Genomic DNA, 15,145 nt, shown 5'->3' on the forward strand with positions numbered 1-15,145 from the left:
TGCCCTACCCGTGGCGGCCCAAGCTGTCGCGGTCGACCGGCGGGAGGAAATCGCGCACCAAGGTGCGGTCCCACCAGGCACCGGTGCTGCGCAGGGTGCGCCAATCGGTGAAGCGGTACTGGTACAACCGCGCCCGCACATGCGTGGGCGGCGCCTGCGGGAACGGATTGCCGCGCAGCAGCCGCAGGGTCGCCGGGTCGTTGTCGAGGAGCTTGCCGACGAACGGCAGGAACCAGGGCCAGGCGTAGGAGGAGGAGATGGCGGCGAACCACATGAGCCAGTCCAGGCGCAGGTGGAAAGGGGCGAACTGGCGGGGCAGCCGGCGGGGGTCGGTGGGTTTGCCCTTGAAGCCGTACTCCTTCCAGACGGCACCGGGCCCGGGTTCTGCGGCGTCGGTGCCCTCGACGACGACCTCCATGCGCACGCGGTTGACGCTGCCGAAGGCGCCGTAGGAGTTCACCAGGTGCAGCCGGTTGAAGGAGACGTTCATCATCTGGCCGCGCGAGACCAGGTTGCGTGCCGGCCACCAGCTGAGCACGACGACCAGCGCGGTGGCGGCGAGCACCAGTCCCTCGTACCAGCCGGGCGCCGGGGCGGCCGCCCGCGCCGGGGGCGCGGCGAGCAGGGAGCCGTCGAACGCGGAGACGGCGAGCACGATGGTGAGCCAGTTCAGCCAGGCGAAGTTGCCGGACAGGACCAGCCACAGCTGGGTGACGATCACGATCGCGGCGGCGATGCTCGCGACCGGCTGCGGTGTGAACAGTGCGATGGGGACGACGAGTTGCGCGAAGTGGTTGGCCGCCGTCTCCACACGGTGCACCGGCCGGGGCAGCCGGTGGAAGAACCAGCTGAGCGGGCCGGGCATGGGCTGCGTCTCGTGGTGGTAGTCCAGGCAGGTCAGGTCGCGCCAGCACGCGTCGCCGCGCATCTTGATCAGTCCCGCGCCGAACTCCACACGGAACAGCAGCCAGCGCATCAGCCACAGGACGAGCACCGGGGGCCCGGTGTCGTCGTTGCCGAGGAAGACGGCGAGGAAGCCGGCCTCCAGCAGCAGGGACTCCCAGCCGAACGCGTACCAGGTCTGGCCGACGTTGACGACGGACAGGTAGAGCAGCCACAGCGCAGTCCACATCAGCATCGCCGCCCACAGCGGGACCATGTCGGCGGCCCCCGCGGCGACGGCGGCGGACAGCGCGGCGCCACCCCAGGCGACGGACGCGAAGAGGCGGTCGGAGTAGCGCCAGTGGAAGAGGCTGGGCGCCTGAGAGAAGGGGACGCGGGCGGTGAACCGGGGCACGGGCAGCAGCCCGTGCTCGCCGATGAGGGCGCGGAACTGGTGCGCGGCGCCGGTGAAGGCGACGAAGTACAGCACTGCGAGGCCGCGCTGGATGACGACGCGGCTCAGCCAGTACTCGGGGGCCGTGAACCACTCCATGGCGCTCCCGGCCGGTCAGGGGTGATCGCTGACCAGCGACAGCAGCCCGCCCTCGGGATCGCGGATGCCGGCGACGCGCCCGTAGGCGCTGTCGATGGGCTCGCCGGTGATCTCGGCGCCCAGTTCCTTGGCGCGGGTGACGGCCGCGTCGACGTCGTCGACGGCGAAGAACACATGCCAGCGCGGCCGCACCTTCGGGTCGGCCGCGGCCTCGACCCCGCCGCCCCGGATACCCGCCACGCTGTGCCCGTCCACGTAGAGCACGACACGGTCGTTCTCCCACTCCACCATGTAGCGGGGGCCGCGCCGGTCCCAGTGGAAGACCTCGCCGTAGAACAGGGCGGCGGCGAAGGCGTCACGGGTGCGCAGTTCGATCCAGGTGGGTGCCCCGTGCATGCGCAGTTTGCGCGGCGGGCCCTGCTCGCCCTCCCAGATGCCGAAAGCCGCGCCCATGGAGTCGGCGACGAGCGCCAGGCGCCCGGCGTCGAAGTCCAGCGGGCCCACGGCGACCGTGCCGCCGCGGTCGCGGATGTCGGAGGCGGTCGCGTCGGCGCTCTCCACGCCGAAGTAGGTCGTCCAGGCGACGGAGGTCTCCCAGTCGCGGGCGATGGCACCGATGCCCGCGACCTCGGTGCCGTTGATCATCGCCCGTTCGTACGCACCCCAGCGCGACGGGCCCGGTTCGAAGGTCCAGCCGAGCAGCGGCCCGTAGAACGCTTTCGCCACGTCCAGGTCGCGCGCCATCAGACTGACCCAGCAGGGTGCGCCGGCCACGCAGCAGATCTTCGTGGTGGACACGTCCTGGCCTCCTTGATCCTCGCCCGTTCCAAGGATGGGGGCAGTGGGTCAGGTGGGCATCTTCGACGGGTCCGCCGCACGGGGACGGCCGAAGCGGCCGCGCGCGCGGCGCAGGCGGTTCAGTGTCCGAACAGGTGCATGCGACTGCGGCGCGAGGGGACGGTGGCGGTGGTCTTCCCGGTGGTGGTCGTGGTGGTGTCGGCGGTCCGGTCGCCGGTGGTGGTGTCGGCAGGGGCCGCGGTGGCGGCGGTGGCGGCCTCGTGTGCCCGTGCCCGCCGGCGCAGGGCGCGCAGCTCGGCATGGCGGCTGCGCGAGCGCCCGGCGCCCGCCATCGCCATGCCCGCGGCCAGGCAGAACACCAGGCCGAGGGCGATGCCGGCGAGGAAGACGCCGAGGGTGTTGAGGGTGGCGATGTCGGTTCCGAACATCGTCACCGTGTAGTCGGGCCCTCCGGAAAGGTTGTCCGAGATCAGGAGCCCGGTGAAGGCGGCTGTCGCGCCCATGAGCAGAAGTCCCAGCAGCAGCATCGTGCTCTCCTCGATGTCCTGGCCGTGAATCTGGTCCGTTGTCGCTCGCCTACCCCGAGCGGGGTCACGGATGCGTCCCGCCCTCCTTGCGCAGGAAACGGCGCAGGCGGGTGAGGGGCCAGGTGTTGATCACGTCGTCCTTGGTGAGCCGGCCGCGCTGGGCGGTGCCGACGCCGTAGCGCATGAAGTCCAGGTGGAGCGTGGAGTGCGCGTCGCTGTCCACGGCGAACCGCACGCCGTGCCGGCGGGCGCGCAGGATCAGCTCGTCACCGAGGTCCAGCCGGTCGGGCTGGGCGTTGACCTCCAGCGCGGTGCCGGTGCGGGCGCAGGCGGCGAAGACCTCGTCGAAGTCGGCGTCGACGGCGGGGCGCCTGCCGAGCAGCCGGGTGGTGGGGTGGCCGATGATGTTGACGTGCGGGTTCTCCGCGGCCCGCACCAGGCGCCGGGTGAGGGCTTCGCGGCTCTGCCGGAAGTGCGAGTGGATCGAGGCGACGCACAGGTCGAAGCCCGCCAGGAAGTCGTCGGGCCAGTCGAGGCCGCCGTCCGGGCCGATGTTGAGCTCGGTGCCGTGCAGGACGCGCATACCGCGGTGGGCGCGGTCCAGGGCCCGGACGCGTTCGCGCTGGGCGAGGATCTTCTCGTCCGTCATCCGCTGCATGGCCAGGTCGGGCGCGTGGTCGGTGACGGCGTAGTAGGTGTAGCCGCGGGCCGCGGCGGCCTCGACCATCTCCTCCAGGCCGGCGAGACCGTCGGTGAGGTCGGTGTGGGTGTGCAGGTCGCCGCGGACGTCGCGGATGTCCACCGGCTCCGGGAGTCCACCCGCCAGCCCCTCCTGGATCTCCCCGCGGTCCTCGCGCAGCGTCGGCGGTATCCACGGCAGGCCGAGCCGCGCGTACACCTCCTCCTCGGTGCGGGAGACGATCAGCTCCCCGGTCCCGGCGTCGAAGAGTCCGTACTCGGAGAGCTTGAGCTTGTGGTGGACGGCCAGTTCTCGGGTGCGGATGTTGTGCGCCTTGGAGCCGGTGAAGTACTGCAGCGCGGCACCCCAGGAGTCCGGCGGCACCACCCGCAGGTCCACCTGGAGGCCCTTGGTCGTACGGATCGAGGTCTTCTTCTCACCGCGCACGACGGTCTCGGCGGCGTACGGCAGTCGGGTGAACGCCTCCATGAACGGGGCGGACCGCGCGGCGGCGACGAGGACGTCGACGTCGCCGATCGTCTCCCGCATCCGGCGCAGGGACCCCGCGAAGGCGCAGCGCCGGCAGCCGGTGACCTCCGACAGGGCGGCGACGACCTCCTCGGCGACCTCGGTGGCCACGTTCAGGGGGACCCGGCCGCCGGAGGACTGCATCAGGCCGATGCCGTGCAGGATGTTCTCCTCGGTCCTGGGGCCGAAGCCGGGCAGGTCACGCGGCCGCTCCTGCTCGATGGCGACGGCCAGTTCGCGCACGGAGGCGATGTGCAGCTCCTTGTAGAGCGTCATCGTGCGTCTGGGACCGAGGCTGGGGATCGCGGTCATCTCCCGGACGCCCGGCGGGATCCTGGCCCGCAGCTCCTCGACGGCCGAGACCGCACCGGTGCCCAGGTACTCGGCGACCTTCTCGGCGACGGACCTGCCGACGCCGGGGATCTCGCGCAGCGCCTTGCCGTCGAGCCGCGAGACGTCCTGGTGGTGGCCTCCGATGGCGCGGGCGGCCTTCTCGTAGGCGCGCGCCTTGAAGGCGTCGCCCCCGGTGATCCGGATGAGGTCGGCGTACTCATGGAGCAGGGCTTCGACCTCGTCGTTGGCCCTGGCCATGAAGGACGCCTTCCCGGCGACCGCCGCCCGCTAACGCGCCGCGGCTGTCGCCTCCCCTCGCGGGGGGACGGGCCGTGAGGCACGGTGGAGGGAGCGATCCGCCCCACGGCCCAAGGAGACCGCCATGACCGACCACACCTACCGGGTGACCGAGATCGTCGGCTCGTCGGAGGAGAGCATCGACGCGGCCATTCGCAACGGGCTCGCCCGCGCGTCGGAGACCCTGCGCAACCTGGACTGGTTCGAGGTCACCCAGGTCCGCGGCCACTTCGAGAACGGGCAGGTCGGCCACTACCAGGTCGGGCTGAAGGTCGGTTTCCGCCTGGAGTCCGCCGGCTGATCCGGCGGCGGACGTGACGGCCGCGGCCGTTGTCGGTGCCGTGGGGGAGCATGGCGGTCACCGGCACCGCCTCGGGCCGGCCGTATCCCCGGGAGGGACTGCCCATGGTCGCGTTCCAGCTGACGGTCGACTGCGCGGATCCGGCGGCGCAGGTGCGCTTCTGGGCCGCGGCGCTGCGGTACACGCCGGAGGAGGCACCCGGCGGTTTCCCCACCTGGCGGGAGTACTGGCTGAGCATCGGTGTTCCCGAGGAGGAGCTGGGCGACTCCGACTGCTGCGACTCCATCGTGGACCCGGAGGGGGCGGGCCCGCGGATCTGGTTCCAGCAGGTGCCCGAGGGCAAGTCCGTCAAGAACCGCCTGCATCTGGACGTGAAGGTGGGCGGCCGGCGGGAGGACGTACCGCTGCCGGTCCGCAAGGAGCGTGTCGACGCGGAGGGGGAACGCCTGCTCGCGGCGGGTGCCTCCCGGCTGCGGGTGCTCTCCACACCGGACATCGACCACTACGGGGTGGTGCTGCGGGACCCCGAGGGCAACGAGTTCTGCGTCGCCTGAACCGGCCGGGGCACGGAGCTCGACTTCCCTGCGGTAGCGGGGAGTTCACCGGGCGCCGCCGTCGCGACGGCGGCGCCGGAGGAGGTGCCGGGCCACGAGTGCCGCGACCAGCACGCCGAGGGCGATCAGCAGGTACAGCTGCGAACGGGTGACCCAGGAGTAGACCGAGCCCAGCCGGGTGCCCGCCGCGTAGCCGACCGCCGCCCAGGCCCCGACCCACAGCAGCGCCCCCAGCGTCGTGCAGGCGAGGAACCGCCACCAGGGCATGCGCGCGGTGCCGGCGATGATGCCGTTCGTCTGCCGCAGGACGTCCACGAAACGCGCGAAGACGATCACGAGGTCGGCGCGGCGGGCGAAGAACGCCTCCCCGCGCGCGAAGCGTGCCGGGGTCAGCAGCACGTAGCGGCCCCAGCGGTGCACGAAGGCCCGCCCGCCGCTGCGCCCGATGAGGTAGCCGAGGCTGTTGCCCAGCACGGCGGCGGCCAGGGCGACCGCGACGACACCGGCGAGGTCCATGCGGCCGGTGCCGGCGTAGGCGGCGGCAACGACCAGGACCGTCTGGCCCGGCACGGGGATACCGCAGTTGTCGAGCAGCACGAGCACGCCGACCGCCAGGTAGCCGTAGTCGTCCAGGAGCGGCGCCAGCCCGGCCAGTGGCCCGGGCAGCGGAGGCGGCCCGCCCATCCTCACCGTACGGCGGCGCGGCCGGCCGCCCCGGTCCCGCACCGGGCCCCCGCGCCACCCGACTCCCACCCGTCGGCGGGGACTCCGCTCCCGCGCACGGGCTGTACCGCTCGCGCCATGGGCACCTCGCTCGCCGGGACCGGACAAATTCCGCGCCGCACCATGAAGCGCCGAGCCGGGGCGGGCGACCCGGCTCCCGGGGCGTGTCGGGCAAGGGATTCACACCGGCGGGCTAGCCGGGCCGTGTCGTCGCATGAGCTCCCGGCTACCGCCGGAGGTGTCCCCAAGTGCGGTGCGTCCCAAGGCGCGGAGTCGTCTCACGATCGGCGTGGCCAGGCCGCTCGGACGATGCGACCACTCCCCCGGGCCGAGGGCTGCGTGAGTGCCGTGCCCGGGGGCACCTCCCGGCGATGTGACGACCCGGCCTCGCGCCACCGCGCGGTGCCCGCGCCCGGGCACGTTCGGCAACACGCCTGGCGCACCGCCCGCGGTCCGCTCCCCCGGCAGCACGGCCGGGGATAGTGACTGTGTGTCCGGTGGCCTCCCCCCACGCCTCGCCGACCTCGTGCGGCTCAACAGCGACCCGATCGCCGTGCAGACGGTGCGCTCGACGGTGGCCGCGGTCCTGTCCTACGCCGTCGCCGTCTGGGTGCTGCCCAACCCGGCGCCGTTGACGGCCCCGCTGACGGCGTTGCTGGTCGTCCAGGTCACCCTCTTCACGACGGTGACGACGGGAATCCGCCGGGTGCTCAGCGTGGTGGCGGGCGTGCTCATCGCGGTGGGGTTCAGTGAGCTGATCGGGCTCACCTGGTGGAGCCTCGGGCTCATCATCCTGGCCTCGCTGGTGACGGGGCATTTCATCCGGGTGGACGAGTTCGTCGCCGAGGTGGCGATCAGCGCGATGCTGATCCTGGCGGTGCCGGCGCCGTCCGGGGAGGCCGTGGACCGCGTCATGGAGACGCTGGTCGGCGCGGCCGTGGGCGTGCTGCTGAACGTGGTCGTGCCCCCGCCGGCGTTCGTCGAGCCGGCGGGTGAGGCGGTGCGGGAGCTGGCCGAGCACATGCGGCTGCTGATGATCCGTATGGGGGGCGAGCTGCGCGCCGGCGCGACCGCCGAACGGGCCCGCGCATGGCTGATGGAGGCCCGGCGGCTGGACAACGAGATCGCCCGCTTCGACGCGTCGTTGCGCCGGGCGGAGGAGGGCACCCGGCTCAATCCGCGGGTGAGGCCGGCGGAGGGGGCGATGGCCCGGCTGATCCTGCGCAGCGGCCTGGACACCCTGGAGGTCTCCACCGTCCTGCTGCGCACGCTGTGCCGGTCCCTGACGGAGATGGAGCGCGAGCGCGGGCCAGGGGAACCGCTCTTCTCCCGGGAGCTCGCGGACGGGATGGACGAGCTCTTCGCCGACATGGCCGATGCCGTGGACAGCTACGGCCGGCTGATCGCGGCGCAGGTGACCGCGGGCGCCGAGCAGGCGGAGGCACGGCTGGCGGACGCCCTGCGGCGCGGCCGCGAGGAGCGCGACCGGATCGCGGTGCTGCTCCGGTCGGAGACCGAACGGCGCTGGGAGAACTGGGACCTGTACGGGGCACTGCTGGCGAACATCGACCGGCTGCTGAACGAGCTGGACCTCGAACAGCGCTCCCGTTGGCTGTCCGAGCAGTTGGTCGCCGCCGCGCCCTCCTCGAAGGGAATGCCTGCCCGGCTGCACCGGCGGGCCCGGGCCATCGGCGGACGGCTTCGGCGCGGCGCGCGGCGACGGGGATGAATGTGCCGGACGGTCCCTCATACGGCTGGACGGGGAGGCGGGCGCACCTCCCGGACGACCCGCGGACCGGGCCGCCGCGGTCACGGGTACCGAGGTCCAGGACCGGGTCACGGAGGGCCAGTTCCCTTGGATTGAAGCGCAGTTGGACACGATCCCACGGCCGCACGACGGGGGCCGGTGGGCCGCCGGGACGCCCTGTCGCCGAGTCAGGAACGCCCTGATCACTTCGTGGCAGCGCGTCACTTCCTTGGCCACGTTGTCGCCCGGACGCTTCGCTCGACGGGCGGGCTCCGGCGGGGGGACGTACGACTGATCGCAGAGGCGGCGACCGCCGCCGACCACGCGTCCGAGGAGAGGACCCTCATGCGAACCAGTCTGACGCGCCGCACCGCTCTCGGTGTCGCCACCGGACTCCTGGCCACCGGCCTGATCGCCGCGAGCGCCGGCTCGGCCGCCGCCGCCGGCCACACGGTGCTCCGCGACAGCAGCAGCCAGACGCGGCTGCTCGACGAGGATGACAACAACGGCGGGAACGACAACGCCGCCGACAACGCGGCCGACAACGGCGGGAACATCGACCCGGCGGCCGACCCGGCCAACAACGGCGGCAACCTCGACCCGGCCGACGACGCGGCCGACAACGGCGGCAACCTCGACCCCGCCGACAACGCGGCCGTCGACCCCGCCGCGGACCCGGCCGGCAACATGGCCGCGGACCCCGCGAACAACGCGGCCGTCGACCCCGCCGCCGACCCCGCGGACAACGCGGCCGTCGACCCGGCCGCCGACCCCGCGGACAACGCGGCTGTCGACCCCGCGGACGACCCGGCCGACAACGGCGCCGACGACAACTTCGGTGACAACGGCGGCGACGACCTCGGCGCCCGCGACGGCGGCGGCCTCGGCGGCGAAGGCGGCGAGGGCTTCGGCGGCAACAGCGGCGGCTTCGGCGGCGGCGGCGAAGGCTTCGGCGGCAACAGCGGCGGCTTCGGCGGCGGCAACGGTGGCGGCTTCGGCGGCGGCGAAGGCGGCCGTGGCAACGGCGGTGGCTTCGGTGGCGGCGGCTTCGGCGGTGGCGAAGGCGGCTTCGGCGGTGGCGGCTTCGGCGGCGGCGGCTTCGGCGGTGGGTTCGGCGGCGAAGGCGGCTTCGGCGGCGGCAACATCGGGAGCGGCAACTTCGGCCGGGGCAACATCGGCAGCGGCAACTTCGGTCGCGGCAACATCGGCAGCGGCAACTTCGGCCGGGGCAACATCGGCAGCGGCAACTTCGGCGGCGGCTTCGGCGGCGGCTTCGGAAAGGGCGGTGGTCACGGGCGGAACGGGCACGGCGGCCGGAACAACGGCTTCGGGTACAGCGTGATCCGGATTGACGACTATGGCTTTGGCGGCGGCTTCGGCCGCGGGTTCGGCTTCGGCGGCTACGGCCTGGGCCGTGGCTTCGGCGGCTACGGCCTCGGCGGGTTCGGCCTGGGTCGCGGCTTCGGCTTCGGCGGCTACGGCCTGGGCGGTTACGGCCTCGGCGGGTTCGGCCTGGGTCGCGGCTTCGGCTTCGGTGAGGGCGGCCGCGGCTTCGGCGGCGGCTTCGGCGAGGGCGGCCGCGGTGGCCGTGGTGGCCACGGTGGCGGCAAGGGCCACAAGTTCGGCGGCCACGGTGGCGGCTACGGCGGTGGCTTCGGCTACGGCCGCGGCTTCTCGAACTTCGGTCTGCTCAACGTGATCTTCTGACACTCGTCCACGGCAAAAACAACGAGGGCCGGGCGGAACATTGTGTTCCGCCCGGCCCCGCGTCGTGGGTTCACTTCAAGTCGGAGGTCTTGATGTAGTGGCTGTCGACAAGCAGCTTCTTGTAGTTGGACTTGTCGACGCTGACCGGGGTGAGCAGGTACGCGGGCACGACCTTGTTGCCGTTGTCGTAGTCCGTGTCGTTGTTGATCTCCGGCTTCGCACCGGAGAGGACCGCGCCGGCCATCTCGACGGCACGGGCCGCGAGCTTGCGGGTGTCCTTGTAGACGGTCATCGACTGGTCGCCGTCGATGATCGCCTGGACGGACTCGACCTCGGCGTCCTGACCGGTGATGACCGGCATCGGCTTGGAGTCGGTCCCGTAGCCGTCCGCCTTGAGGGACTTGATGACACCGCGCGCGAGACCGTCGTTGGGCGCGAGGATGGCGTCGACGGTGGCCGACTTGTAGTAGTTGTGGAGCCGGGTCGTCATCGTCTCGGTGGCGATGTCGGCGTCCCACTTGAGCGTGGCGACCTGGCTGAGCCGGGCCTGGTCGCTCTTGATGACCAGCTGGCCGTTCTTGATGTACGGCTGGAGGACGTTCATCGCGCCGTTGAAGAAGAACTGCGCGTTGTTGTCGTCGGTGTCACCGGCGAAGATCTCGAGATTGTACGTGTTATCCGGGTGCTGCTTGAGACCGAGCTTGTCGACGATGTAGTCGGCCTGGAGCTGGCCGACCTTGTCGTTGTTGAAGCTGGCGTAGTAGTCCACGTTGCCGGTGCCGAGCAGCAGGCGGTCGTAGGCGATGACCTTGACACCGGCCCGGTGGGCCTGCTGCAGGACCTCGCCCAGCTCGAAGCCGTCGACCGCGCCGATGACGAGGACCTTGTCGCCCGCGTCGACCATCTTCTGGATCTGCTCGACCTGCGTGTCAACGTTGTCATCGGCGAATTGGAGGTCGGTCTTGTACCCCTTCGCCTCGAACTGCTTGACCATATTCTGGCCGTCGGCGATCCACCGCGTCTGCTTCTTGGTGGGAAGCGCGATGCCCACCGTGACAGGGCCCCCGTCGCTCCCCGACCCGCCGCCGCAGGCCGTGACGGCGGTCGACGCGGTGAGAGTGAGGACCACGAATATCGCGGTGCGCAGTCTGGCAGCTCTGCCAGCGTGCATGGGACTCAGTTCCTTTCGGGCCGAACAAAACGGTGCTCCGCCACCCGCTCACGCGGATGGCGGTGTCCGGGCCCGGGCACGAGGATTCCGTGTGCGCCCAGCCGGTTCACCGGGGCACGGAGAGCTGCTGGTACGTCAGGCCCGAGGCGTGCTGTGCGGGTACGGCCGCCGGCCGTGCTCCCCCACCGGTGTACCGCCCGTGGTCACGGGCTGTACCGAGACGGATACCTCGAAGTTGAGCGGACAATAGCACAGCCTTCACATGACCCCCTCAGGCCCCATACGCCACGTGCGGACTCGCCGTGGCGCCACCCCCCGGAACGGGCTCCGCGAGGTCGTCCCCGAGGCCCACCACGCGGTTGCCCGTGTCGACATGAACGACCTTGGGCCGCAGGTCACGGGCCTCCGCGTCGTCCACCTGCGCGTAGCTGATGAGGATCACCAGATCGCCCGGGTGCACCAGATGGGCAGCGGCACCGTTGATCCCGATGACCCCGGAACCGCGCCGGCCCTCGATGACGTAGGTCTCCAGCCGTGCACCGTTGGTGACATCGACGATGTGGACGAGCTCACCGGGGAGAAGGTCCGCGGCCTCCATCAACTCGGCGTCAATGGTGACGGATCCGACATAGTGGAGATCGGCCTCGGTCACCGTGGCACGGTGGATCTTGGACTTGAACATGGTGCGCAGCATCGCGATACTCCCGGACTCGGCTCCCTGCCCGCGTGATTGCAGGTCAAGGGCGCTCCCATGGTACGCCGGAGCGGGCACCGGTCAGCGGGCGCCCCCCGCGCCCCTTCTCTTGCGGGAACGGCAAGAAAACTCGCCCGCCGCACGGGACTCCGCACATGATCGGCCCTGGGCACGCAACGGCCGAAGGGCCGCGTGCCAGGACATTCCGGATCAGTGGTCGTGGAGGATGTATGACGCAACAGGGCGGTTCCGCAAGGCATCGTCTGGTCCCGTCGCCGGCGGGCCGGACCCATCTCGTGGAGCAGGGCGAGGGGCCGCTGGTGCTGCTCGTGCACGGCTTCCCGGAGGGCTGGTACTCCTGGCGCCACCAGTTGCCGGCACTCGCGGCGGCCGGGTACCGCGCGGTCGCCGTCGACGTCCGCGGCTACGGCCGGTCCTCCCGGCCGGACGCCGTGGCGGCCTACCGGATGCTCGACCTGGTGGCCGACAACGTGGCGGTGGTACGGGCTTTGGGCGAGGAGAGCGCCGTGGTGGTCGGCCACGACTGGGGTTCGGCCATCGCCGCCAACTCCGCGCTGGCCGAACCGGACGTCTTCCGCGCGGTGGGCATGCTCGGCGTCCCCTACACCCCACGCGGCGGACCACGGCCCGCCGAGGTCTTCGCGCGGATGGGCGGGGACGCCGGGCAGGAGGAGTTCTACGTCTCGTACTTCCAGGAGCCGGGCCGCGCGGAGGCCGAGATCGAACCCGACGTACGGGGCTGGCTGGCCGGCTTCTACGCGGCGCTGTCCGCCGGCACCATGCCGCCGCCGGGTGCCGCGAGCCCGTACTTCGTCGGCAGCGGCGGCACGCTCCGCGACCGGTTTCCCGCCGGACCGCTTCCGGCGTGGCTCGGCGAGGAAGGGCTCGACGTCTGCGCCGGGGAGTTCGAGCGAACCGGGACGACCGGGGCGCTGAACCGCTACCGGAACATGGACCGCGACTGGGAGGACCTCGCCGCCTTCGACGGCGCTCCCCTCGTCCAGCCGTCGCTCTTCGTCGCCGGTGCCCAGGACGCCTCCGTCGCGTGGCTGGCCGACGCCATCAGCGCCTTCCCCGACACCCTGCCCGGCCTGGCCGCCTCCCACCTCCTCGACGACTGCGGCCACTGGGTCCAGCAGGAACGGCCGGACGAGGTCAACCGGATCCTGACCGACTGGTTGGACGGGCTGCCCGCCTGAGGCGGCGTCGGGGCGCGGGGGCCGGGGCCCCCGGCCCCCGCCGGGTGGCCCCCCGGTCGGACGTCCGCGCCGACCGGAGGTTCCCCCTTCGCACCGGGACCGCCGCTTCCGCCCCACCTCTAGGCAGGTGGCCCATTGGCCGGATATCTTCCGTCCACGCCGGATCCGGGTGCGGCGTGGCACGGGCTCGGGGAAGGGGGCACCTTGCGCGAATTCGGCCTTCCGCCCCTGGCGGAGCCGCTGCGGTCGGGGGGACTGGCGGAATCGGTCTACGAGGCGGCCTGGAAGCGGCCCGGCGCGTCCGCCCTCGCCCGGCGCGACGCACCGGACGGCCAGGTCTGGCACGAGGTCTCCGCGGCCGGCTTCCGCGACGAGGTGGTCGACCTCGCGAAGGGGCTGCTCGCCGAGGGGATCAGGTTCGGCGACCCGGTCGCGGTGATGGCCAGGACCCGGTACGAGTGGACGCTGTTCGCCTACGCCCTCTGGTCGGTGGGCGCACGGATCGTGCCGGTCTACCCGACGTCGTCGGCCGAGCAGGTCCGCTGGATCCTCGCCGACTCCGGGGCCGTGGCCGTCGTGGTGGAGCACGAGGACCACGCCATGACCGTGGGCGCCGTCATCGGCACCCTGCCCGCGCTGCGCCGCATCTGGCAGCTCGACGCAGACTGCGTGCGGTGGCTCGGGGCACTCGGCGGGGCGGTTCCCTCGGTGCTGGTGGAGCAGCGCCGCTGGGAGGTGGAGCCGCAGTCGGTCGCGGTCGTGGCGTACACCTCGGGCACCACCGGGCCGCCCAAGGGCTGCCTGATCACGCACGCCAACCTGGCCGCCGAGTGCGACACCCTGCTGGCGGGCTACGGCTCCCTGTTCGCGCCGCCCGGGCGGCGGCCGTCGGTCCTGGCCTTCCTCCCCATGTCGCACATCTACGGCCTGATGATCTCGGTCTGCGCACTGCGCGGCGGTGTGCTGCTGGGCCATCAGCCGGACCTGTCCCCGCGCGCCTTGCTGCCGGCGTTCGCGACCTTCCGGCCGACGATCGTCCTGGCCGTCCCGTACATCTTCGAGAAGGTCCTCCAGGGGGCCCGCCGGGCCGCCGAGGGGGCCGGCAAGGCGCAGCTGTTCGACCGGGCCGCCGACGTCGCCGTGCGCTGGGCCGAGGCCGTGGAGCGGCACGCCGTGGACGGCGGGCCCGGCCCCGGTCCGCTGCTGCGGGCCGCGCACTCGGCCTTCGAGCGCATGGTCTACAGCCGCATCCGCGAGATCCTGGGCGGCCGGGTGCACTACACCGTCTCCGGCGGCTCCCCGCTCAGCCGCGAGCTGGCCCTGCTGTTCGCGGGCGCGGGGCTGACGATCTCCGACGGCTACGGGCTGACCGAGACGACGGCGGCCGTCACCGCCCAGCCGCTGGGCCGGGTGCGCTTCGGCACGGTGGGCCGCGCCCTGCCGGGCTGCAGCGTGCGGATCGCCCCGGACGGCGAGGTGCTGGTGCGCGGGAGCACGGTCTTCGCCGGGTACCACGCCAACCCGGCGGCGAACCAGGCCGTCTGGCGGCCCGGCGGCTGGATGGCCACCGGCGACGTGGGGCGGCTCGACCCGGACGGCTATCTCACGATCACCGGGCGCAAGAAGGACATCATCATCACCAGCAGCGGGAAGAGCGTCGCCCCGCTGGTGCTGGAGGAGCGGCTGCGGGCGCACCCGTTCGTCTCGCAGTGCGTCGTCATCGGCGACAACCGCCCGTTCATCGCCGCGCTGATCACGCTGGACCGGGACGCCGCGCAATTCGGGGCGAACATGGCCGAGCGCGACTTGCGGGCCGAGCTCCAGCGCGCGGTGTCGGTCGCCAACGCCGCCGTCTCGCGCGCCGAGTCCATCCGCGCGTTCCGCGTCCTGCCGGAGGAGTTCTCCGTGGCCAACGGACTGCTCACGCCGTCCCTGAAGCTGCGCCGGGAGGCGATCCTGCGTGAGTACGCGACGCAGATCGAGTCGATCTACTCCTCCCAGCGCGGCAATGGGGGCCCGGGCGGGGATCTTTGAGGCTTCCCCGGCCGCGCGTGGCCGGGCCGGACCCGGCACCACCGCCGGGACCCCACGCCGCGTCGTCGCGTGGTCCGGGCAGCCCGACCGGCCGCGGGCCGACTCCCCGCCCCGCGACGCCGGCGGCCGCGAGTCCCGCCCTCCGGGCGCCGGCACCTCCCAGCGGCACCGCCCGGGCCGCGGTGCCCCCACGCCGCGTCGTCCGGGCAGCCCGACCCGCCGCGGGACACACCGGACCGGCGGAGCTCGGATGACGACGCCCCCGCCGTCCCCCGCGAGGAACCCGCGGAGCCGGTCGAGACCCCGCACCGCCACCGGGGAGGTGCCCCCGACTCGCAACTCCCCCGGCCACGCTGGGGGAGGGACCGCGCGGCGCATCGTCCGACCGCGCCCGCCC

At 72.6% G+C, this 15,145-nt stretch carries 13 protein-coding genes; 6 read left to right on the forward strand and 7 right to left on the reverse strand.

The features are described from left to right. Nucleotides 1-4: 4 nt before the first annotated feature. The 4 genes from ACIP64_RS24495 to polX form a co-directional block, all read right to left on the reverse strand. Nucleotides 5-1,435 (reverse strand): lipase maturation factor family protein, encoded by a 1,431-nt coding sequence (locus ACIP64_RS24495; RefSeq protein ID WP_401590511.1) that lies wholly within the window; start codon nucleotides 1,433-1,435, stop codon nucleotides 5-7. Between the two features lie 15 nt (nucleotides 1,436-1,450). Next, nucleotides 1,451-2,233, reverse strand: a complete 783-nt coding sequence (locus tag ACIP64_RS24500; protein WP_401590514.1) for a VOC family protein — start codon at nucleotides 2,231-2,233, stop codon at nucleotides 1,451-1,453. Nucleotides 2,234-2,352: 119 nt separating this feature from the next. Then, on the reverse strand, nucleotides 2,353-2,760 hold the full coding sequence (locus ACIP64_RS24505) for a hypothetical protein (RefSeq protein WP_401590516.1): 408 nt from the start codon (nucleotides 2,758-2,760) through the stop codon (nucleotides 2,353-2,355). Between the two features lie 64 nt (nucleotides 2,761-2,824). Then, nucleotides 2,825-4,558 carry a DNA polymerase/3'-5' exonuclease PolX gene (polX, locus tag ACIP64_RS24510; RefSeq protein ID WP_401590519.1) on the reverse strand — a complete coding sequence of 578 codons (1,734 nt, stop codon included), beginning with the start codon at nucleotides 4,556-4,558 and terminating at the stop codon, nucleotides 2,825-2,827. 124 nt (nucleotides 4,559-4,682) lie between these two features. On the opposite strand from polX, the gene ACIP64_RS24515 reads away from it, so the two are divergent. Both ACIP64_RS24515 and ACIP64_RS24520 read left to right on the forward strand, forming a co-directional pair. Beyond that, nucleotides 4,683-4,898: a dodecin gene (locus tag ACIP64_RS24515; RefSeq protein WP_360899761.1), complete on the forward strand. Its 216-nt coding sequence runs from the start codon at nucleotides 4,683-4,685 to the stop codon at nucleotides 4,896-4,898. A 104-nt stretch (nucleotides 4,899-5,002) separates the two neighbouring features. Then, nucleotides 5,003-5,452 carry a VOC family protein gene (locus ACIP64_RS24520; protein ID WP_401590630.1) on the forward strand — a complete coding sequence of 150 codons (450 nt, stop codon included), beginning with the start codon at nucleotides 5,003-5,005 and terminating at the stop codon, nucleotides 5,450-5,452. Nucleotides 5,453-5,497: 45 nt separating this feature from the next. Here ACIP64_RS24520 and ACIP64_RS24525 read toward each other — a convergent pair whose 3' ends face one another. After that, nucleotides 5,498-6,136 (reverse strand): DedA family protein, encoded by a 639-nt coding sequence (locus ACIP64_RS24525; protein ID WP_401590522.1) that lies wholly within the window; start codon nucleotides 6,134-6,136, stop codon nucleotides 5,498-5,500. 529 nt (nucleotides 6,137-6,665) lie between these two features. On the opposite strand from ACIP64_RS24525, the gene ACIP64_RS24530 reads away from it, so the two are divergent. Further along, nucleotides 6,666-7,904 (forward strand): aromatic acid exporter family protein, encoded by a 1,239-nt coding sequence (locus tag ACIP64_RS24530; protein ID WP_401590524.1) that lies wholly within the window; start codon nucleotides 6,666-6,668, stop codon nucleotides 7,902-7,904. Between the two features lie 363 nt (nucleotides 7,905-8,267). Beyond that, the gene (locus ACIP64_RS24535; RefSeq protein WP_401590526.1) at nucleotides 8,268-9,629 is read left to right on the forward strand and encodes a hypothetical protein; all 1,362 of its coding nucleotides are present in this window, start codon (nucleotides 8,268-8,270) and stop codon (nucleotides 9,627-9,629) included. 70 nt (nucleotides 9,630-9,699) lie between these two features. Here ACIP64_RS24535 and chvE read toward each other — a convergent pair whose 3' ends face one another. Together chvE and panD are read right to left on the reverse strand one after the other, a co-directional pair. After that, nucleotides 9,700-10,800 (reverse strand): multiple monosaccharide ABC transporter substrate-binding protein, encoded by a 1,101-nt coding sequence (gene chvE / locus ACIP64_RS24540; protein WP_401590529.1) that lies wholly within the window; start codon nucleotides 10,798-10,800, stop codon nucleotides 9,700-9,702. A 271-nt stretch (nucleotides 10,801-11,071) separates the two neighbouring features. Beyond that, nucleotides 11,072-11,494 (reverse strand): aspartate 1-decarboxylase, encoded by a 423-nt coding sequence (panD, locus tag ACIP64_RS24545; protein ID WP_401590532.1) that lies wholly within the window; start codon nucleotides 11,492-11,494, stop codon nucleotides 11,072-11,074. Between the two features lie 230 nt (nucleotides 11,495-11,724). On the opposite strand from panD, the gene ACIP64_RS24550 reads away from it, so the two are divergent. Then, nucleotides 11,725-12,714 carry an alpha/beta fold hydrolase gene (locus ACIP64_RS24550; RefSeq protein WP_401590534.1) on the forward strand — a complete coding sequence of 330 codons (990 nt, stop codon included), beginning with the start codon at nucleotides 11,725-11,727 and terminating at the stop codon, nucleotides 12,712-12,714. Nucleotides 12,715-12,918: 204 nt separating this feature from the next. Then, nucleotides 12,919-14,748 (forward strand): AMP-dependent synthetase/ligase, encoded by a 1,830-nt coding sequence (locus ACIP64_RS24555; RefSeq protein ID WP_401590537.1) that lies wholly within the window; start codon nucleotides 12,919-12,921, stop codon nucleotides 14,746-14,748. The last annotated feature ends 397 nt before the right edge of the window (nucleotides 14,749-15,145 follow it).

The organism is Streptomyces sp. NPDC088733 (genome assembly GCF_044751185.1).
Lineage (GTDB): Bacteria > Actinomycetota > Actinomycetes > Streptomycetales > Streptomycetaceae > Actinacidiphila.